Raw genomic sequence first — 21,528 nt, forward strand, 5'->3', positions numbered from 1 at the left:
GTTGTGACTTTCTCAGGCGCACTTTCTCGGACTTCTCCCTGCGGCGTTCTGAATTTAATCAGGCTCTAAAACTTTTGTCCTTGTACTGAGGCTGTCTGCTTTCATGCTCAGCAGTGCGCCGAAAAGTATCTCAAAGCTAGACTGCAAGAAACCGACATTCCAGTTCCCAAAATTCACGATTTAACGGCCCTGTTGAACTTGTTGCTACCCCACGACCCGGAACTAGAAACCTTGCGGTTTGCTTTAGGGATGCTGACAGACTACGCCGTTGCAGTGCGATATCCAGGATTCTCAGCGGACCAGGCCGTTGCTGAGGAAGTCTACGATCTGTGTGAGCAAGTCAGAAAAAGCATTCGACACTACCTTTCGCTATCTTAGTGGCATGAAACGTGGCATCGCATCTACGCTGATGTCGAAAATGAACACCTCGTCTTTAAACTCCAAGCTTCCGAACTCGCGGCAGTGTAGTCCCCAAAAAGAACCCCGGCTTTTTCAAACAGTCGGGGTTCTGAGTACCTGAAGGGAGTAGGGCAATCTCTCATCTGATCGATTCTTTACAAAGTGCACAAATTTTCAAACATCTAAAGATTACTTGACACAATTGAAGTTTTCCTAGTATTGGAAATTGGGAATGATCGATTGGTGAACGAAAAATATCAACATGCACCAAGCTATCAGTGATTTTTTAAATACTGTTATCGACAAGATTGCCACAGCTTATAACGAAGCGATTGTCTCTGTTGTTTCGGATGCTCCAAAGAGTGTTGTGGATTTCAATAACGTTGCAGCTTTGAAGAAGGGACAGAGGTACATCAGGAAGACCGACCTCATATTTAACAAGGCTATTTCAGCATTATTTCTAGAGCTATTTGTCGAACAAGGTGTACGTTGTACCCGACAACCTGACTCGAAGGGACGCAGTCTACTTGTATGTGATGAGAAGAATTATAAGCACTTCATCTCGCTAGAACAAACCGTCACTTTTCCAAAAGTCCCCTGGTATAGGGAATTTAATAAGAACAAGCAATCCGATTACAGTAATACCTATGTTGTTCTAGTTGAGAATTCTAATGAGGGAGAAGTTCTGGTATCAAACATGAATAACCAAACAGCATCTCGCAATGTCTTTATCACTTTGGAAGATTTTACCATCCAGTACTTTGGAAGAAAATTGTGGGATGATTTGGCCTCTGCTCTGAAGGACTTGGAATCTGCTTCAACATGGCACAAGTGGTTTGATCTAGCAGAGGTCTGCACAAAGGCGAACCGACAGATCTTCTCCCAACAGTTAACCGATGAACTTAGAACCTTCGACTATGAAAAAGAATGTGTGAGGTACGATCTGTCTAACTCGGCATTCAAGGCTCTAATAAATACCTATCTTGAGCAAGAAACATATAAGTTATTTTTCTCGTCAGATGACTTTGCAATGTCTTTTTTTTCCTCAGAATGGCTATATAAGAAATACTTTCATAAAGACTCTCTTGAAAAAACATACGTCATACTTGGTTACCTAAAGTCTTTAGAGCAGTTATTGGTCTATCTCGTTCGCAGAAGCTGTCAAAATATTGGGATTTCATGCTTGATTGAATCTAAGAATAGGAAGGGCAAGAAATTAAATAAAGCCAAAGAGATAGACATCGACTCAGATAAATTTAGTTCTACTGAACTAGGTTCGATGATTCACTATTTGCGACAACCTGAAAATCAACAAGTTTTCAATAAGCTACTAGATCTGACAAGCATTAACATGCTCTTGGATTTTATTGACGGGCAACCTCGTAAAGAACGCAATATGTATTTCCATAAGCAAAATATTGGGGATGTAGACATAGTTTGCGATATCAGAAACAGGACACTGCTAGTTTATTGCGTGATATTGGGTGCTCTTTATTGATATGATTACTTTATAGTCATCAAAATTAGATTATGCTCAAAAGCCACGACTAAATTTGGATTTCTTCAAGCTATTTAAGTTGATTTTGCGATCGCCCTGTTGACAACCCAACAGTCCGCTTAAGAGATTTGGTAGGGCGATCGCGGTTACTGGGATGAGAGGGGCGATCACTGGCTGATCTCCTACACTGATCGGAGCGGCATCGCGACGGTTGTGAATCGCTAAAGAGTTAGCCAGTGAGGGCTGAGCGCACAGTCTACTTTTGTGAACCCAACCGATGCGGACAGCCGACGGGTGGCGACAATAAATGAGCCACACACTGCGACACTCCCTTCATGCTCACCTCGACCCAAGCAATCTTAGAAAAAGCACAACGTTATGGTTACGCGGTGGGGGCGTTTAATCTCTACAATCTCGAAGGCGCGAAAGCGGTGGTCAATGCGGCGGAGGCCGATCGCAGTCCCGCTATTATTCAGCTGTTGCCCCAGATCCTCCGGTATGGGGGAGTGCCGCTCATCGCCCTCTTTTTAGAAGCAGCGGACTCGGCCAGCGTGCCGATGTCCGTGCATCTCGACCATTGCGAAGAGGCCGATGTGATCGCGATGTGCCTAGAGGCGGGCATTCAATCGGTGCTGGCCGACGGCTCCAAATTTTCCTACGAAGAGAATCTCGCCTTTACCCGCGAAATGACCGTGCTGGCCCACCAACAAGGAGCCACAGTAGAGGCCGAAATTGGCCGCATCAGCGGCACCGAAGACGGCATGACCGTGGCGGAAAAAGAAGCCAAAATGACCGACCCCGATCAGGCAAAAGCCTTTGTCGCCGCGTCGGGGGTCGATTTTCTCGCGGTGACCATTGGCAACGTGCACGGCAAATATCACAGCGCACCGCGCTTGGATTTCGATCGCCTCGCCCGCGTGCGGCAACTGCTAGATATTCCCCTGGTACTGCATGGGGCGTCGGGGCTGCCCGCGCTGATGATTCAGCGATCGATTGAGCTGGGCGTCTGCAAATTCAACGTCAACACCGAAGTGCGGCAGCGGTATCTGGAGTTTTGGCGCGAGTATGGCAAAACGGGGTCGCAGACGGATTTGCTGGATTGTCAAAAAGCGGCCACGGGTGTCATGCAGGAGGTTGTGGCGCAAAAGATTCGCCTATTTGGCAGCGCGGGCAGAGCTTGAGTCAAGCGGGCGCGATCGCCCCTCGGGAAAACTATCCCTGACACAACAGTGGACGCATTGTTTGTTGGTCAAAGGGGGTAGCTGTCGATCGTGGCAGTTTTATAGCAATCCGCAGTCAGGTACCGAGAGTCCGAGAGTCTTAAAGAATGGGCATTTCATCCAAGTGTGGACAGCCGTCTCGGCTGTCCCGGAGCTGGTAAGATGCCTGCCCGACAAGCCCCTGTTTCTGCCAAAGAGCTGAACAGAGCTATCTGCGCAACGCTATACGAGCTGTAGAACCTCACCTAACCTCTCCTTGCCAAGGAGAGGAACCGGACATGCTGTCGGATTGGGAAAGATTTTTTCTGTCAGCACGTGAATAAACCTCTCCTTAGCAAGGAGAGGTGCCGCAGGCGGTGAGGTTTTAGCCGCCCAGTGGAGCCTGAATGTTTCTGATGGCATCGCTTTGGCCGACTGATGTCGCATGGCGAGTCTGTGAAGCCAGCAGGCGATCGCGGCGAGATTAGCCGAACGATCAAAACTAAGAGGCCAGCGCCTCAAAGTGGGCTTGGATGCGTGCCAATGCCGCTGAGGCGGTCTCAAAATCGAAGCTATTCAGCGCCTGTTGTAGCGTGGTCAACGTCGTAACTAGTGGACCAGACTGCAGCTGCGAGATCAAGATGGGTTCCAGGGCTTCCAATCGCGACATGGCAGCGGTATCACAGTCCTCCAACAATTGCTGCAGGGTTTGTAATTGTGCTCTCAAATCGGCGAGATCGAGAGGCGGTGGCGGCCCGGTGGGGGTTGCTTGCTCCAAGACCTGCAACTTTTCGATGACTGGCTGCAGCACGTTGATCACAGTGGCGAGATGGGCGTTGATGCTGGCTGGGTCTGGGGCATCCCGACAGGTCTGTTCCAAGACCTGGGCGGCTCGTTGTACGTCGCGGATGCCGAGGGTGGCGGCAATCCCTTTGAGGGAATGGGCACAGCGAATCGTGGCAGTGGGATCGTCGCTTTGCTGAGCGGTCCAAAAGTCGGCGGCAAAATTGTGGTAATTCTGGCTGAATTGTTGGAGGAGCTTGCGATAGAGCTGGGCATTGTAGTCCACCGCCATGAGCCCCCGCTGCTGATCAATACCTGGAATGAACGGTAGGTGGTCGCCTGAGAGGGCTGTTATTGCCTGGGTCGTGGTGGCGTGGTGACGGCGTTGGGGATGAATCCATCGCGCCAAGGTTTGCAAAAATCGATCGATGTCGAAAGGTTTAGCCAAATAGTCATTCATGCCGACGGCGAAGACTTGGTCGCGATCGCGATTCAACGCCCCAGCCGTCATCGCAATAATCGGCAAATCTCGGAATTGGGGCTGCTGACGAATGGCCCGCGTGGCGTCATACCCATTCATCACCGGCATTTGGCAATCCATTAGCACGGCATCAAAGGTATCGGTAGCCAGCTGCTCCAGCGCTTCTTGACCATTGCGGGCCATCACTACCGTCATCCCTCGGCTAGCCAGCAATGCCATCACCAGTTCCTGGTTGATGGCGTTATCTTCCACCACCAACAGGTGAGCCCCTTGCAATTGGTCATTCAGCGTGGCGAGCGAGGGAGGCTGATTGTCTGCGACGTCCGAGGTGTGAACTGGCAATTCACCCAACAACGGCTTTTGTAAGCGCAGGGTCACATAAAAAGTGGTGCCTTGGTGGGCCACACTCTCCGCCCGAATCTCGCCCCCCATCAGGGCTGTCAGCCGTTTGCAAATGGCTAACCCCAAGCCCGTGCCGCCATATCGCCGCGTCGTGGAGGTATCGGCTTGGCTAAAGCTCTGGAACAGACGTTGTTGCTGTTCACAGCTGATGCCGATGCCGGTATCTGCCACGGTAAATTGCACGGTGGCGGTATGTTCATCCTGGCTCAACAGTGAGCCCTGAATGCTCACGTGCCCCGCCGGGGTAAACTTCACCGCATTGTTGCCCAAATTGAGCAGAATCTGGCGCAGTCGCAGCGGGTCGCCAATCAAGGTGGTGGGCATGTCCGGAGCCAAGTGCATTTGGAGTTCCAGAGCTTTGCGGTGGGCCGTGATTTCGAGCATGTCGTGCAGGTCGGCGAAGATATCGCGCAAATCAAAGTGGGTGATTTCCAGTTCTAAGCGACCCGCTTCAATTTTGGAGAAATCTAAAATGTCGTTGATGATGCCCAAGAGCAACCGCGCGGAATGCTTGACTTTCTCGATGTAGTTGCGTTGTTTGGCTGTGAGCGATGTTTCCAAGGCCAGGTCACTCATGCCGATGATGGCATTCATGGGAGTGCGAATTTCGTGACTCATATTCGCCAAAAACTCGCTCTTGGCCAGAGTTGCCGCTTCGGCCAGGGTCTTGGCCTGGCGCAGTTCGTCTTCCATGGCTTGCCGCTCGGTCATATCTTGACTAAAGGCGACGATGAGCCCCCCATGGTCATACCGAATGTAGTTGGCGGTGATGTTGACGGGGAAGATCCGGCCGTTTTTGCACTGGTGCCGCGTGGAAAAGTTCAACGTCTCGCCCTGACGCAAGCGTTGGGCTAACCCTTGATAATCCGCATCCGACACATCGGGGTCAATATCGACGACCCGCATTTGTAACAGTTCGGCGCGGGTAAAGCCCAATTTGTTGCAGCCGTAGTCATTGACATACACAAATTGCCCGGTCTCCAGGTCGATCCACCAGACCGCCATGCTGGCGTTATCCATGACGAAACGGGTCAGCTGGAGCTGTTCTTCCGCAAGTTTGCGCTCGGTGATGTCAAAACGGATGGTCAGATATTGGGCCACTTGATCGGCCTGATCCAGGAATGGGACGATGACCGTATCGACCCAATACAGGTCGCCATTTTTCGCGCGATTGCAGATTTCGCCGCGCCATAGATCGCCCCGCGTGATGGTGGCCCAGAGCTCTCGGAAAAATTCGGGTGGATGGTAATCGGATTTCAACAGGCGGGTATTTTGCCCTAACAACTCGTCGCGGCGGTAGCCCGACAGCTGGCAGAAGCGATCGTTCACGGCGGTGAGATTGCCCTGAGGATCGGTGGTCGCGACGATCGCGGCTGCGTTGATTGCTCGCTGAAACGCCGACAGATCACGCAGGGTATTTTGCAACTTTTGCTCAGTCGCTTTGCGATCGCTGATATCCAGCACGATACACACCGTTTGCTGCTCCTCAGGGGAGAAGAGGGCCACCCCGACCAACACATGCACGCGGCTGCCGTCTTGGCGGAAATACTCTTTTTCAAAGGGCGTGATTTTTCCAGTAGCCATCAGAGTCGCCATGGCTTGACGATCTTGGTCGCCATATTCGGGTGGGGTCAGCGCTAGCCAGTTCACCCGCCCCGCCTCAAAGTCAGCGCGGGTATAGCCCAGAATGTCGAGGAAGCGATCGTTGGCGTCAGTAATGTTGCCGCTAAAGTCGGTGAACAGCATCCCCACCACGTTGGACTCGAACACCTGGCGGAAGCGCTGCTCGCTGGCGACCAGGTCAAACGCTGCCTGCTGGCGATCGGTCACGTTCTGAAATGTGCCTAAAACGCCGATGACCTCTCCGGCTAAGTTGCGCAGCGGGACTTTATTTGTTTCTGCCCAGCCGGGACGCCCGTCAGGTTGGGGAATGGACTCGATAAACCCTAACTTAGGAATGCCCGAGGTCATGACCTCTTGATCATCCAGTTGATAAGCCGCCGTTTGTTCTGGCGTCCAGGGCAGATCGCCATCGGTTTTTCCCACCAAGTCGCTCATGCTGTCGAGCTGTGCCGTCTTCACAAAGTTGCGATTGGCCCCGAGATAGACCCCCTGGCGATCTTTCCAAAAACATTGCAGGGGGAAACTGTCGAGGACCGTTTGCAAAAACTGCTGGGATTCTTTGAGGCGGTTTTCGGCGACGATGCGAGCGGTGACATCTGCGTTGGTGCCAATCATACGCAAGGGTTCACCTGTGGCGCTCCGTTCGACCACGGCGTGCGCTTCAATCCAATGGGTGGACTGGTCTGGGTGCCTGACCCGGAAGGTGATGTCGAAATCGAGTTCGCCCGCCAGGGTCGATTCGATCAACTGCGTGGCCCGGCAAAAATCGTCGGGGTGCAGGCTATGCTGCCAAGCCTCATAAGCACCGCTGAAGTCGGCAGGGCTGACGCCGTAAAGGGCATACATGCGATCGTCCCAAGTCAGCACATTGTGCACCACATCCCAGTCCCAAATGCCCAAATTCGCGGATTGGGTGGCCAGTTGTAGGCGCTTGGTCAATTGGTGGAGTTGAGTTTCGTGCTGCTTGGCGTCCGTAATGTCTTCGGCGATGCCATCCACAGCCACAATGTCACCGCTGTCATTGCGGACGATATGTTCGGCAATGCGCAGAATTCGCTGGCGACCATCCGGATGGATGAAGGCCATTTCACTTTTGTGGAAGTCGCTAGGGCTCTCAAGCACGGCCTGCCAGGACGCCAGTGCTTGGTCTAAGCTTTCCGGCAGCCAGTGAATGGTGTCGAACCAGGGCTGGTCCAATACGGCGGTTTTAGGGATGCCAAAAATGCTTTCAAACCCGCTGCTCACATAGGTCAAGATACCGGCGCTGCCGGTATGGCTAAACACCACAAACTTGTCGCCAATGTCTTCCACCAGACGCTGAAATTTGGCTCGGCTCTCCTGCAGTTCAGCCTCTGCCAGTTTGCGATCATGAATGTCGCGGAAAATGCCTTGGACAAAGGTTTTGCCGTTAACCGTAAACCGGCTGGAGGTAATTTCGACCGGGTGGGTACTGCCGTCTTTACACACCACCAGGGTTTCCACCCGATCGCCACCAAACCCCTGTTGCACGGTTGCGAGTTCGGTTGGCGGATGCAGCTGGGTGAAATGCAGTTGGGTTAATTCGACTTGGGAATAACCGAGCAATTGCTCGGCTTGAGGATTCCCCGAGAGCAGATTGCCGTCAGCATCGGCCCACAAAATCGCGTCGGGGGCATGGTCGATCAGGGCACGATAGCGGGCTTCACTGGCTTGCAACTCCTGAGTACGCTGCTGGACTTGCTTTTCCAGGTCTGCGTTGAGGCGGGCGAGGGCTAGTTCGGCGCGGTTGAGTTGTGTCACATCTTGCACGGTGCCCCGCGAAATTAGGGGCTGACCCTCGTCGCTCCACAGGGTGTCGCAATGCTCGCGCACATATTTGATCCGGCCATCGGGCATGACTAGCCGATGTACCAAATCATAGGGCTGATGATGGTGTAAGTGCTGCTCATAGGCCTCGGTGACGGCGGCGCGATCGTCGGGATGGACGCGGGCAGCAAAGCCTTCGAGGGACGGGACAAACTGGTCGGCGTCGAACTCAAAGAGGGCAAAGACTTGCTCCGACCAGCGCAATTCTTCGGTTTCCAGGTTGAGTTCCCAGGTGCCAATGCGGGCAATGCGTTCCGCATTTTCGTACACCTGCTGCGATCGCTGTAGGTGAAATTCGGCATGTTTGCGATCGCTAATATCCCGGCAGGTATACATCAGCGAACCGTCGGCGACAGCGATTGGTTTGATATTGACGAGAATGGTGTGTTCACGTCCGGACTGGTCGACGATGACTTGTTCAATATTGGTGAGTTCGCCAGTCTGCTCTAGCGTTTCACGGTCATGCAGGTCGGCTCCCAACAGTTGCTGAATCGTGCCCAGCGCATAGACTTCAGCGGTTGAGTAGCCGAAAATGGTGGAGACGCTGGGACCCACAAAAATCAACGTGCCCGCCAGATCGGTGATGAAGACCGCGTCGGACACGCTGGACAAAATACTGGAATATAGCTCCTGAGAACTGGCCAGGGCCGCCATCGCCGCGTGGCGATCGCTCACGTCAGTAATCGTGCCGACGTAGCCCGTCAGGTTGCCCGCCGCATCCCACTCGGGGGTCGAGTGCTCATACACCCAAATCACCTGGCCATCCCGCCGTTGCAGTCGGTAATCCAGATGAAAGGGGCGCTGCTCAGCCACTGCCTGATACCAAGCTTGGGTGACCTGTTCGCGATCTTCGGGATGCAAGACTCGCGGCCATTCTTGCTGGTGGGCTTGCTCGGCGGTCAAGCCGGTAATCTGACACCATTGGGGGTTGACGTATAAGCAGTTGGCAGCCAAATCAGTGCGAAAAATGCCGACTGGGGCGATCGCTGCCAACGCCTCAAAGCGTTGCGCCTGGGGCGGCAAGGGAGGCGGGGGAACGCTGGTCTGAGGGCTCGCCAACACGAGTTGAGATAAGCGATCGCGATCGACTAACCCGACGAAATGCTGCTGCTGGTCGACTAAGGGCCAATATCGAGCCGCCGATTGCTGCAAACAGGCGATCGCACTTTGCATATCATTCAGGGCGGACGTGGGTAAGATCGCTACGTCGCGGTGCATGACCTGCGCCAGGGTCAAATCGGCGATCGGTCTGGGTTGCGCCACCAGTCGCACAATGTCGGATGCGGTCAGCAGGCCGATGACCTGTTGGGCGGCTAATACCACCACGCAGTCTGCTGCCGGCCCAGTCGTGGACTGCCCCATTGCCGCGATCGCCTCGCTCACTAAGGTGGTGGGCGAGGCCGTCAGGGGCTGATCAATAATGGCGGCTTGTAGCCACGGAATCGTGACAGTCATGGTGAAGGGCAGCAGCCCCCAGCCAATGTAATTGATGTTGCTTGAGAGCCTTAATTACAAGTATGACCCGCTCTTTTCGCAAACTAACGGTGATAAATTCAAGTTTTGATAAGCGCGAGTAAGACTGAATTGAGACGATTTGTATCCTGTTCAAGGAATACATTGGGCACTGGGAAAAACGGTTATTTTCTAGGTCACCAGAAAATAAAACAGCTTCATAAAGATTAAAAATACTGTTTCCCATCAAGGCTAGAATCCGGGCTTTGTCATATGGTTTTGATTCAGTTGAGGCACTTAAAAGGGGTGTGCTGGGGGCAATCTATGGTTTTCCGAAGCCAAGTCCAATTTGAAAACTGGAGTTTGGCATATTTGGGAAACCCTCACCTAACCTCTCCTTCTCAAAGAGAGGTTTATAAGACTCTGGTTCCTCTCCTTGAGAAGGCGAGGTGGCGCAGGCGGTGAGGTTCGAGCCGATGCTAAAACTCCACTTCTGAATCTGGATGAGGTTTATGTTAGGAGTCAACCCGGTTTGTAAGGTCGGCAGGTGTCGGCTGCTGAGCGACTGAATGCTGGGGCCACCGCGACCTCACGTTATTTTATGTGCTTCTGAATCGGCTTTAATTCTGACCACAGAGGATACTCAGAAAAATATCAGGTGCCTCTCAGCTTGATGCAAGATGATAGGGGAAGATTACTGATTTGCAATCGTATTCCCGCGCCCTTAAACCGTCAAAAAAAAGCATCACAATTGTGGAAAACGCTAACTGGCTCTTAACAGAAGATGGGCAACTGCGCCAATTTGGGAGTGCAGAGATTGAGCTACCGCAAAAGGTTTATCGGCTTTATCACTTTTTGTCTGACTTAGATCTGGTCTTAGAAAACTATCAAGATGATGTCAGTCGTATTGAAGCGATTGTGCCGCTCGTCCGCAAGCTTTTGCTGAGTTCTTATTGGTTGCAGTTGGAATATGACCCCCCCTCGCCGAAGACCGGCTGGGCGGTGAAATTTCTATATCGCGAATATCAATATCCGCTCACGGTCCAGATGGTGACCTGGCAGCCGGGAACGCCTTCGACAATTCACAATCACGGTACTTGGGGCATTGTGGCCTTGCTTGGTGGCCAAGAGCGCAATCGGTTTTGGCAGCGGGCCGCTGATTCGGACTCCCCTCATCGCATCGAACCCACGGGGGAGTTATTGCTTAATCCGGGGGATGTGATCGGCTTTACGAGTGGGGCGATTCACGCGATCGAATCACTTGGGGATGAAAATGCGGTCTCGTTTAATTTGTACGGTGTGACGGATCGCGATCGCCGCTACAAATTTGATCCTGATCGGCAAACGGCTGAAAAGTTTTAAGGCAAGGGTGAGGATGCCAATGAAGCGGCACGGGGGGAGTGATCAGTGCGCTGGTTGACGAGTATCCAGGCACTGGACAAAAAGAAGGACTTCAGACCATCTGGCTGAAATCCTCAGAATCGATATCGAGATAACCTGAGTGGTTGCAGTTGGCGCTGGCAACCACGTCACATCGAGGGTTATGAGCCAGCGCAGGGGTCAGCAGCACAAGGATCAGCGGCGCAAGGATCGGCCGCACAGGGATCGGCGGCGGCGCAAGGGTCAGCTGCACAAGGATCGGCCGCAGCACAAGGATCGGCGGCACAAGGGTCAACCTGTTCTTCAGCTCCAGTATCGGTGGTAGCACCGCCGCAAGCTACCGTTCCTGTCGTGAGCAAACCTGCGATCGCGATCGCACTAAAATAACTAAGCCGCATCCCATTTATCCTCAATTCAGTGAAATGATTCCCGGTTGGAATTGGTTTCATCTAACCAGTGATACTTCGCGGTTAGCTGAGAGTTTCCTTAGAATTGGCTGGATTTGCCTTAGAAAATTACTCCATCACCAAGCGAAAGCCAAACAAAATATGTCGCGACTCCACCGGGCGAGTATGGCGATAGGCCGCCCGACAAAATCCCGGCAGGTCATCCCAAGAGCAGCCTTTCATCACGGCTCGGGTGCCGTCATTCGTTAACGTGCTGGTGAATTCGAAAACGTTGCCCGCCATGTCTTCGACGCCGTAGGGGCTGCGACTCAGGGGAAAGGTGGCTATCTCGCTGGTGCCATCGAGGCCGCTGCCGCCCCAGTTCGTCGCCTCAGCCTGCCACGGGTTGCCCCAGGGAAAATAGCGGCCATCGGTGCCGCGAGCCGCTTTTTGCCATTCCAGTTCAGTCGGTAGGCGATAGGTGACGCCATCTTGCTGGCCTCGCCACTCGGCATAGGTCAGGGCATCGGCATAGGAAACCAGCACGACGGGATGGTGGCGGCGATCGCTAGGGGGCTGATTGGCTTGCCAAAGATAAGGCTGCACCGCTGTGTAAGGATGCACGAGAAAGCCCTGCGCTTGATAATCGGCGGCGGAGATGTCGGGGGCGCGATGGTTGGTGGCATCCACAAACGCTTGGTAGTCCGCTTGGGTGACCAAATTGGCCGCAATGCAAAAAGCGGGCTGATCAATTTGAGTCGAAGGCTGTTCGCCCGCAAACCATTGTCGGGCTTCTAGCCGTTGTTGGGCCGCCGCGATCGCTGCGGGAGTGTCCCCGATTGCCTCGGCGGAAATCTGATAGCCATAGTCTCGTTCCGCCGCATCACTACCGGCTTGAAAGGGGCCACCTGCGACAAAAATGAAGCCTGGTTGGGCGGTACACTGAGCTTCCGTCATGGTGGGAGCCGTCACAGGACCGAGCGAGCAGCCTGTCAGCAATGCTAGTCCAGCAATGCCCAGGCAGCTGTGGAGGGGATGATCGAGAGCCTGTATGAGCAATTTTCGATACCTCCAACTACCGAATCCATTGTGCCTCGCTCTGCCGTTGTCGTTGTGCGGGTTGCCAGCCGTGAGCCAGTTCGCAGGGCTGGCAAAGATTACGTGAGTTCGATTATTGATTCGAACGATGGATGAATTCTTGGCGTACTTGGAGGGCCGATCGCGCAATGAAGAAGCTCGCGACGCTAAACGCGATCGCCAGCAGGCCAAAGACGATTCGCAAGCGCTGACCTGAGGCGCGAATGTCGGCTTCGGTGCCGATGTGAACTTGGAGGCGATCTCCCAGCGGATCGACCAACTGCGGACCGTTCGGGGTCGATTCCAGGGCGGCGATGACCACGACCGACTCGCCATAGGGCAGCACCTGTCGCGACAGATCGGTGGATACCGTATCAATCTCTCCCCAGGCTTCTAACGGCAGGGGCAAGGTTTCGTCACCAAACTGCACCGCCACAGGACGATTGGTGCGGGCGCTGTCGCCGACCCGGACCGTCTCGGCCTCAATGGGGCCGGGCTCAGCCTGCATCGGTAATACGGACAGGTCAAAGGCTAAGGGCAAACGACGTTGCTCGCTCTCGGCCAGATAGACGGGCTCAGCGGCAGCGGCCCAATCGTACAGCACCACTTCCTGCGGGGGATTATCCTCTGTGCCCGAATCTGCGGGGGGGCGAGCGGTAATGGTGAGTTCACCGCGAATGATCTCGCGAGTTTCATCATCCGGCATCGTCGGTGGGTCATCAGCGACGACAAAGCCTTCGACTTTGACCAAATCGAGGCGATCGCCCTCATAGTCCAGCGCTTCTGCCAGCGTGAGTTCCTCCGTATCTTCTAACTCGCGAGACGTTTGTAAGGTCATTCCGGTGACCACGGCAACGAACAACATCATGGCGGCTATCCCAAACCCCAAAGCCGCCATGTATGAGAATTGGAGCTGTTGGTATTCGCGCCGAGTCACATTGCGGGGGACGTCTTGAAACCATTGATATCGCATCCGTTGTTTGCTCATCGGTGCCCTCGCTTCGCTGGTGTCTTATGTCGTATTTTTGCATCATGTGACACCCATGATGCATCGTTTCTGTGTATTAGCTTGCCTGACTCAGAGACTCTCGACTTGTATTTATCAGGCATAAGAATACGTTTTCAAGACTCATGGGAATAGACTTGAATATTGGTCAAATCTCCTCAAAACTACTATTCACCTGCGGCTATTGAGACGAACTGAAAACATGACACGTCACAAATTATACAATTCCATGAGTTGCAGGAATCACTTCAACCAGTTATGCGGAACCCTTAAGGCTTGAGGCTCGCTTAACAGCTGACAACACTCAATTACAATCCATAGAGGTTTGTGGTTCAGCGGAAAAGTGTAAATTCATCTGATTTTCGATGAAGCTTTCCTCTCATGGCCCTATCAGCAGTGTTTCGCATCTTTTTAAAAAATAGTCACAATAATTTCTCCGCCTGCACATGGGTTTAACAACTTGATCAGCGTTTATTTAGAAACTACTCATTTAGTAAACTCACTAGAAATTACCGATAAGATGCTCAGAGAGTCCTGTCTTTAGAGGCTTTCTCTATAGGTCTCATTGTCTATATTGATGAAGCTTGACACTGATAATTATCAGTAGTGATGTGCATCTTCTGATACCTTGAAATCGCTCTAGATGAACTTAACGCAACGCTCTCTGAGTAAGTATTTCGGTGTGACTGTTTATACGGTCATTTTGATGACTTTGCTGGGTGATTTGTTATTTCACATCAGTCAGTCCCAGTCACAGCCATACTATGACCGCATCGGTACAGTCTTGGTGTTTTTTCATAGCATCGCCTTGGTGGGATTACTGGCTATGTTGTGGCATCGGCGCGATCGCACGATCGCAATGCAGCTGGCACCTCCGGCACGGGATATTGTTGCCGCCGAAGCCCGACTGCGACAGATTCAACGGCTGGCCCAGGTCGGTGATTGGCGTTTAGAGGTCGCCACTGGGTTGATTCACTGGTCCGAAGAGCTGTTCCACATATTTGGTTTAAAGGTGACGGCGGCGACCCCGACCTTTGAGGAATTTTTTCGACTCATTCCATTGAGTGAACGGGACTATGTCCGGCAGACGGTTGAGCAAAGCCTGCAGCGGGGGACGCCGTTTAAGTTGGATCATGGGGTGTGTCGCCCAGATGGCTCTCGTCGCTATGTGACTTGTCAGGGAGAAGCGATTGTCGATGACGCTGGAGCCGTGATCTATCTCGTTGGTACAGTTCGCGATATCACTGATTACAAGCGTTTAGAGCTGGATTTACAAACTTCAGAAGCACAACTGAATGATGTGTTGAACACGGCGATCGCTGCCATTTTTAGTTTTCGACTTTATCGCGATCGCACTTGGGACTACGTTTATGTATCGGCTGGGGTTGAGACTATTTATGGGTATGCGCCCGCTGAGTTTTTGGCTACCCCAGAGCTGTGGCTCACCCGCGTGCATCCCGACGATCAAGTGTCGGTGATTCCGGGTTTAATCGACCAGTATTTTCAAGAACAGCGGGTGCAGGCGGAGTTTCGCATTTTGAATCGCCAAGGTGATGTCCGCTGGTTAGCGAGCAGCACCGTGTCGCATTACTCTGTCGATCAAGACTGCTGGCTGGTTACGGCAGTCGATATGGACATTAGCGATCGCAAGCATGCCGAAATTGCGGCTCGTCAGCAGTCCGCCCTCCTCCGACAAGTCATTGACTCGATTCCGCACCATATTTTTGCCAAAGACGAAACGGGGCAGTTTTTCCTGGCGAATCAAGCGGCGGCTGCCGTCCATGGGGTCACCCCTGAGGAGTTGGTGGGCCATCGCGAAATCGATTTTAATCCCCATTTAGATCATGCCTGGCTGACGCAAGTCATAGCGGTGAATCAGGCGGTAATGGACAGTCAGCGATCGCACACCCTGCCCGATAGTCAATTACCGCACCATACGGGTGAGCAACGCTGGTATCAGGTGCATCTCACCCCCTATGTTGATCTGGCGGGGCAGGTGCGGGGCATCATTGGCAATGCGCTCGATCTCAATGGTCGCAAACGCCTGGAACTGGCCCTACAAGCCTCCGAAGCCCAACTCACGATGACGCTGAATGCGGCCCAAGCTTCCATCATCAGCTACCGTTTGCAGCGCGACGGCCAGTTTGAGTATCTGTATATATCGCCGGGCTGTGAAACCCTGTTGGGCTATACCGCTGCTGAAATGATGGCCGATCGCAGTTTGTGGCAGTCCCGGGTGGTAGAGGAAGATTGGCAAACTGTGTTTCTGCCCCGATTGGAGGATATCTTTTACGAACGTCCCCTCTCGTTGGAATATCGCTTTCATCATCGCGATGGCCTTATCCGGTGGATCGGGACTGAACTCACCTCGACCTACGAACCCGACACCGATACCTGGTTAGTCACGTTGGTGGATATTGATATCAGCGATCGCAAACAAGCCGAACTCGCCTATCAACAGGGCGAAGCGCGCCTGCGTTCCATCCTCAACAGTTCCCCTTACAGCATTTTTCTGAAAGATCGCCAGGGTCGCTACACCTATGTCAATCCGGCCTACGAGCAGATGAGTCAGCTCCCTGCCGCCGAACTCCTGGGCAAAAGCGACTACGATATCTTGCCCCGCGAGTTTGCGGTCACCTGTGAAGCCAGCGACAACACCGCGATGGCCGCCGATCAGCCCGTCATCTTTGAAGAAGACGTGCCCTGGGAAAACGGTACCCAAACCCTACTGATTACCAAGTTTGCCCTGTGCCATCCTGATGCCAGCGAACCCTATGGCGTTTGCGGCATGGTGCTGAATATCACTGAGCGCAAAACGATGGAAATCGCGCTCCGGGACTCGCAGCGCCAGTATCAAACCCTGGTGGATTCAGTGGACAGCATCGTTTGGGAAGCCGACCCAGCGACGTTGCAATTTACTTTTGTCAGCCCGCAGGCTGAACGCATTTTGGGCTATCCCACGGCGGCTTGGCTAGAACCCGGCTTTTGGCTCGACCATGTGGTGCCGGAAGATGTGGATGCCGCCTGTACTTACTGCGCTGCCTGTATCGAGCAAGGCCAAGACCATCAGATTGAATACCGCATGGTGGCGGCAGATGGGCGCATTGTTTGGATTCAAGACCTGGTCAAGCTGGTTTATAACGGGCCGCACCTGGTCAAGTTAGTGGGCTTGCTGTTGGATATTAGCGATCGCAAGCAAGCTGAAGCCGATCTCTGGGAATCGCAGCAACTCCTAAAGCGCATTTTAGACAGCGTGCCCCAGTCTATCTTCTGGAAAGATCGCCAGTCAGTTTTCCTCGGCTGCAACCAAAAAATGGCCGACGATGCTGGCCTAGCTTCACCAGAGGAGATTGTGGGCAAAACGGATCATGATCTGCCCTGGCTACCAGAAGAAACTGCCTACTATCAACAAATCGATCGTGAGGTGATGACTACTGGTGAACCGCAGCTGCGCATCATCGAAGCTCAGCATAATGCCGACGGTCAGGCAATTTGGCTGGAAACCAACAAAGTGCCCCTAGAAAATGTGGCGGGTGAAGTCGTGGGCATTTTGGGGACTTACGAAGACATTACCGACCGCAAAGCCACCGAGGAAGCCCTGTATTACAGCGAAGCCAAATTTCGCGCTGTGTTTGAACAAAGCACGGTGGGCATCGCCATGATCGACGAGTCGGGTCGATTTTTAATGGTCAACGATGCCTACGCGGCGATTACCGGCTACAGCCCAACCGAATTGCTGTCGATGTATGGCCGCGATGTCATTCACCCTGACGAAATATCCGCTTGCGAACAATACCTGCAAGCGATGCAGAAAGGCGAACAGTCGTCGCTCTCGCTTGAAAAACGCTATGTCTGTAAAGACGGTCAACTCAAGTGGGTGCATGTGCATTTGAGTGCGGTCATGGTGCGCAATGGCCAAGTGCTGAACTTTATCACCGGGATTGTGGTCGATATCACTGCCCGCAAGGCCACCGAAGCCGCCCTGAGGCAACAAACGGCTCAAGAGCGAATGTTTAGCCGGGTTGTCCAGGCGATTCGCAGTTCCCTGGATTTAGCAACGATTTTTGCCGGGGCGGGGCAAGAGGCCAATGAGCTTTTAGGGATTAGTCGGGTCGCGATCGTGCAGTATCTGCCTGAGCAAGCTTGCTGGCGACATGTGATGGAATATCGCAGCCGACCGGAGACGCCTGATACGACCGGCTTAGAAGTTGCCGATGCCGATAATCCCTTTGCCGCCCGACTCAAGCAGCGTGAAGTCGTTTTGATTGAGTCCACCGCCACCGTCGATGATCTCGCCAATCGTGCACATGCAGAGCAGTTTCCCGGCAGTTGGTTATTGGTGCCCATTATTGTGAATGATGAAATATGGGGCAGCTTTAGTCTGCTCAAAGATGAGCAAGAGTCGCCTGAGGCCACCTTTTCAGCCTCACAGGTCGAGCTCGCTCAGCGGCTGGCGGATCAGCTCGCGATCGCCATCCAACAATCCACCCTGTACGGTCAATTGCAGGCCGCTAACGAACAACTGCAATATTTGGCCACCCATGATGAACTCACCCAGTTAGCCAATCGTCGCTACTTTGATGAAGAACTTGCCCGCGAATGGTATCGCTGGGCCCGCAGCCCGGACGACACATGGCTGTCGCTAGTGCTCTGTGACATCGATTGTTTTAAGCAATACAACGATCACTACGGTCATTTGCAGGGTGACGACTGTTTAACCCAGGTGGCGCAGGCACTACAGCGAGGGGGGCAGCGCCCTGCCGATCTGATTGCCCGCTATGGTGGTGAAGAGTTTGCCATCATTTTGCCGGAGACGAATGACGTCGGAGCCCTGCATGTGGTGCAGCAAATGCAAGCGGCGATCGCCGCGCTGAATTTACCCCATGCCGCTTCGACCGTTGCCTCTCAGGTGACCCTCAGTTTTGGGATTGCTTGCCTGCAGCACGCTGGTACAACCCCCGACGCCACGGCAATCGCCCCCACCCCCGAGGCCTTAGTTGACCAGGCTGATCAGGCCCTATACAAAGCGAAATCCCAGGGGCGTAATCGCTACCACCTGAGCTATCTGACGGCCTAGCGCCGACTGACGGACATGCTGCACCCATTGATTTCGGTAGATTGTTGAGGTTTATGCCCCGGCGATCGCAATTCTCAGCTCGGTACTGATAATGAGAAGGTCTTGCTGTCAGGAAGCTTCATGACCATCATTTCCGCCGCGATTGTGTTGCTGCTCATTTTGGACCCGTTTGGCAACTTGGTGACCATCAACACCCTGTTGTCCGACGTGCCGCCCAAAAAGCGGCAGCGCATCATTCTGCGAGAATCGCTGATCGCCTACGGCATTATGGTGTTGTTTCTGTTTGGCGGCAATCCGCTGCTGTCGTTTTTTGGGGTCGAGTCCCACACGCTGAGAATTTCCGGCGGCATCATTTTGTTTCTCATTGCGTTGGGCATGGTGTTTCCCAGTCGTTCCGCGATGCCCTCTAGCCTGGATAGTGAACCCTTCATTGTGCCGATCGCGATGCCGTTGATTGCAGGGCCAAGTGCGATCGCGGCCCTGCTGGTGATGGCTAAATCTGACCCTCAACTGCTGGGCAACTGGCTCGGGGCGCTGACGTTTTCCATGGGCATTGTGGGGGTGATTTTGTGGGCCTCGCCGTGGATTTTTCAGCGGTTGGGACCCCGGGGAGCCCTCGCCGTGGAGCGGTTGATGGGGATGTTGCTGATCATCCTCTCGGTGCAGATGATGCTCGACGGGGTGGAGCAGTATCTCGACTTCTGAGTCTCGGTGTCCTCTCGAAAAGACCTCCCCGTGTAGGTTGGCGTCGAGGAACGAGACCCAACAAGCTCAGAAGCTTGACGGTGTTGGGTTTCCTGGCGTCAACCGCAACCTACCCTCCGCCTTTTCCAGGTAATTTCTTGCTTAGAGATTTCCTTAGCAAGTTTGCCCAACTTCACGACAACTTGAGGATCTGCCCCGACACCAGGAGTGCTCAACGCGACCGACGGTTTGCAGCAATCTTGTCTAAGCTAACGACAGATCACTTTATGAATCGCACAACATGATCAAAGCCTACGCAGCCCAAGAACCCGGCGGCCAACTGATGCCGATGGAGTACGATCCCGGTCCCCTGCGCGACTCGGATGTCGAGATCGATGTCGAATTTTGCGGCATCTGTCACAGCGACCTCAGCATGTTGGACAACGAATGGGGGATCTCGGAATATCCCCTGGTGCCCGGGCATGAGGTGATTGGTCGGGTGGCGGCGATCGGCTCGGCTGTGAAGTCCGTCAAGGTGGGGCAACAGGTTGGTTTGGGCTGGTTTGCGAGTTCCTGCATGATGTGTGAGTGGTGCCTGTCGGGCAATCACAACCTGTGTCCCAATGCGGAACAAACCATCGTGGGCCGCCACGGCGGCTTTGCGGATAAAGTACGTGCCCATGAAGTGTGGGCCATTCCCCTCCCGGATGGCATCGACGCGACTAAGGCGGGGCCGTTGTTTTGCGGCGGCATTACGGTATTTAACCCGATCATCCAGTCCGGCATCATGCCCACCGATCGCGTTGGGGTGATTGGCATTGGCGGTTTGGGCCACATGGCGCTGCAATTTTTGCGGGCTTGGGGCTGCGAAGTCACAGCATTTTCCTCCAGTCCTGAAAAGACGGACGAAGCCCAATCGATGGGGGCGCACCATGTGGTGAACTCGCGAGATCCTGAGGCGTTGGGGGCGATCGCCAACTCCCTCGACGCCATTATTTCGACTGTGAGTGCCGACCTCGACTGGAGTGTCTACATCAATGCCCTGCGTCCCAAAGGTCGCTTGCACTTCGTCGGCGTTGCGCCCTCGCCCATTAGCACCCACGTCTTTCCGCTCATTGCCGGACAAAAGTCGCTGTCGGCGACGCCTCTGGGCAGTCCCGCCAACACCGCGACCATGCTGGACTTCACCCAGCGCCACAGCATCGAGCCCATCATCGAGACGTTCCCTTTCAGCCAAATCAACGAAGCGATGGAAAAACTGCGGAGCGGCAAGCCCCGCTACCGCATTGTGCTGACGCCCGGTTGATGACGCGCTAATATCCAGTCGGAATATCGCGATCTCAACCTCACCGCCTGCGGCACCTCTCCTTGCCAAGGAGAGGTTTATCAAGATTCCGGTTCCTCTCCTTAGCAAGGAGAGGCTAGGTGAGGTTCTATTATCCGAGCAGTCATGCCGCCCCTCTTGGGGCAATTGCATAGGGGCGGCGATCATCAATATCACTACGAGCAGACTGCTGGATAAAAGCAGACCTTAGGAGAACTCGAGAGCCAGAAATACCCGACAGTGGTGCATTACGCTGCGCTCATCACACCCTACGAGTAGGAACTTCTTTCCCAGCAATCTCCCTAAACGCGGGCGAGGGTCACTTGCTCGGGCTGGTCTTGGTACTTGCCGCGTCGAGTCTCGTAGCTGACTTCGCACTGCTCGCCCTCAAAGAAGAGCAACTGCACGACGCCTTCATTGGCGTAGATGCGACAGTCCGCGCTGGATGAGTTGGAAAATTCCAGCGTCAGATGGCCGCGCCAGCCGGCTTCGGCGGGGGTCAGGTTGGCGATGATGCCGCAGCGAGCGTAGGTCGATTTGCCAATGCAAATGACGCTGATGTTGTCAGGCACTTGGATGCGTTCCAGTGCGACGCCCAAGCCGTAGGAGTGAGCGGGCAGAATGAAGTAGCTGCCGCTGGTGTCGGTGCGCAGGGCGGTGGGCTCCAAGTTGTCGGGGCTAAAGTTTTTGGGATCGACGACGGTGCCGGGAATGTGGCGGAAAATCCGAAACTCGGAGGGCGATAGGCGGATGTCGTAACCGTAGGACGACAGACCGTAACTGATGACCGGACGAGTGGCATTGAGTTCTCCCATATCCACATGACGAATCAAGCGCGGCTCGAACGGCTTGATCAGCCCTTCATCGGCCATTTGAGAAATCCAGGCGTCGTTTTTAATCATGGTTGTAATC

11 protein-coding genes and 1 pseudogene are annotated in these 21,528 nt (G+C 53.8%); 7 read left to right on the plus strand and 5 right to left on the minus strand.

Features of this window, described 5'->3' with window-relative positions:
- Positions 1 to 99: 99 nt before the first annotated feature.
- The 3 genes and pseudogenes from DYY88_RS20635 to DYY88_RS20645 form a co-directional block, all read left to right on the plus strand.
- Positions 100 to 378, plus strand: a pseudogene (locus DYY88_RS20635) (HEPN domain-containing protein); the annotation flags it as partial.
- 283 nt (positions 379 to 661) lie between these two features.
- Complete coding sequence (locus DYY88_RS20640; protein WP_039726183.1) at positions 662 to 1,897, plus strand: hypothetical protein; 1,236 nt, start codon at positions 662 to 664, stop codon at positions 1,895 to 1,897.
- Between the two features lie 335 nt (positions 1,898 to 2,232).
- Positions 2,233 to 3,078 (plus strand): class II fructose-bisphosphate aldolase, encoded by an 846-nt coding sequence (locus DYY88_RS20645; protein WP_039726184.1) that lies wholly within the window; start codon positions 2,233 to 2,235, stop codon positions 3,076 to 3,078.
- A gap of 520 nt (positions 3,079 to 3,598) precedes the next feature.
- Here DYY88_RS20645 and DYY88_RS20650 read toward each other — a convergent pair.
- Positions 3,599 to 9,685, minus strand: coding sequence for a PAS domain S-box protein (locus tag DYY88_RS20650; protein WP_052288318.1), 6,087 nt, complete (start codon positions 9,683 to 9,685; stop codon positions 3,599 to 3,601).
- Between the two features lie 750 nt (positions 9,686 to 10,435).
- On the opposite strand from DYY88_RS20650, the gene DYY88_RS20655 reads away from it, so the two are divergent.
- Positions 10,436 to 11,044 (plus strand): cysteine dioxygenase family protein, encoded by a 609-nt coding sequence (locus DYY88_RS20655; protein WP_039726186.1) that lies wholly within the window; start codon positions 10,436 to 10,438, stop codon positions 11,042 to 11,044.
- Positions 11,045 to 11,135: 91 nt separating this feature from the next.
- On the opposite strand, the gene DYY88_RS24335 is transcribed toward DYY88_RS20655, so the two are convergent.
- The 3 genes from DYY88_RS24335 to DYY88_RS20670 all read right to left on the minus strand — a co-directional run bounded on the left by DYY88_RS24335 (position 11,136) and on the right by DYY88_RS20670 (position 13,513).
- Positions 11,136 to 11,357: a hypothetical protein gene (locus tag DYY88_RS24335; RefSeq protein WP_039726187.1), complete on the minus strand. Its 222-nt coding sequence runs from the start codon at positions 11,355 to 11,357 to the stop codon at positions 11,136 to 11,138.
- Between the two features lie 220 nt (positions 11,358 to 11,577).
- Positions 11,578 to 12,405: a formylglycine-generating enzyme family protein gene (locus DYY88_RS20665; protein WP_084607016.1), complete on the minus strand. Its 828-nt coding sequence runs from the start codon at positions 12,403 to 12,405 to the stop codon at positions 11,578 to 11,580.
- Positions 12,406 to 12,619: 214 nt separating this feature from the next.
- A complete protein-coding gene (locus tag DYY88_RS20670; RefSeq protein WP_130199544.1) occupies positions 12,620 to 13,513 on the minus strand; it encodes a hypothetical protein in 894 nt (297 codons plus the stop codon).
- A gap of 700 nt (positions 13,514 to 14,213) precedes the next feature.
- Between DYY88_RS20670 and DYY88_RS20675 the strand changes: the two genes are divergently transcribed.
- From DYY88_RS20675 to ahr, 3 genes are all read left to right on the plus strand, one after another.
- Positions 14,214 to 18,608, plus strand: a complete 4,395-nt coding sequence (locus tag DYY88_RS20675) for a sensor domain-containing diguanylate cyclase (RefSeq protein WP_163685923.1) — start codon at positions 14,214 to 14,216, stop codon at positions 18,606 to 18,608.
- 120 nt (positions 18,609 to 18,728) lie between these two features.
- Positions 18,729 to 19,313: a MarC family protein gene (locus tag DYY88_RS20680; RefSeq protein ID WP_039726189.1), complete on the plus strand. Its 585-nt coding sequence runs from the start codon at positions 18,729 to 18,731 to the stop codon at positions 19,311 to 19,313.
- A gap of 280 nt (positions 19,314 to 19,593) precedes the next feature.
- Positions 19,594 to 20,598: an NADPH-dependent aldehyde reductase Ahr gene (ahr, locus tag DYY88_RS20685; RefSeq protein WP_039726192.1), complete on the plus strand. Its 1,005-nt coding sequence runs from the start codon at positions 19,594 to 19,596 to the stop codon at positions 20,596 to 20,598.
- A 320-nt stretch (positions 20,599 to 20,918) separates the two neighbouring features.
- On the opposite strand, the gene dcd is transcribed toward ahr, so the two are convergent.
- Positions 20,919 to 21,518: a dCTP deaminase gene (gene dcd, locus DYY88_RS20690; protein ID WP_039726193.1), complete on the minus strand. Its 600-nt coding sequence runs from the start codon at positions 21,516 to 21,518 to the stop codon at positions 20,919 to 20,921.
- Positions 21,519 to 21,528: the final 10 nt, after the last annotated feature.

The organism is Leptolyngbya iicbica LK (assembly GCF_004212215.1).
GTDB lineage: Bacteria > Cyanobacteriota > Cyanobacteriia > Phormidesmidales > Phormidesmidaceae > Halomicronema > Halomicronema iicbica.

What these genes read in the sequence shown, in the direction of transcription:
- DYY88_RS20640 (WP_039726183.1), top strand. Translation starts at nt 662, where the DNA reads ATGCACCAAGCTATCAGTGATTTTTTAAATACTGTTATCGACAAGATT.
- DYY88_RS20645 (WP_039726184.1), top strand. Translation starts at nt 2,233, where the DNA reads ATGCTCACCTCGACCCAAGCAATCTTAGAAAAAGCACAACGTTATGGT.
- DYY88_RS20650 (WP_052288318.1), bottom strand. Translation starts at nt 9,685, where the DNA reads ATGACTGTCACGATTCCGTGGCTACAAGCCGCCATTATTGATCAGCCC.
- DYY88_RS20665 (WP_084607016.1), bottom strand. Translation starts at nt 12,405, where the DNA reads ATGACGGAAGCTCAGTGTACCGCCCAACCAGGCTTCATTTTTGTCGCA.
- DYY88_RS20670 (WP_130199544.1), bottom strand. Translation starts at nt 13,513, where the DNA reads ATGAGCAAACAACGGATGCGATATCAATGGTTTCAAGACGTCCCCCGC.
- DYY88_RS20680 (WP_039726189.1), top strand. Translation starts at nt 18,729, where the DNA reads ATGACCATCATTTCCGCCGCGATTGTGTTGCTGCTCATTTTGGACCCG.
- ahr (WP_039726192.1), top strand. Translation starts at nt 19,594, where the DNA reads ATGATCAAAGCCTACGCAGCCCAAGAACCCGGCGGCCAACTGATGCCG.
- dcd (WP_039726193.1), bottom strand. Translation starts at nt 21,518, where the DNA reads ATGATTAAAAACGACGCCTGGATTTCTCAAATGGCCGATGAAGGGCTG.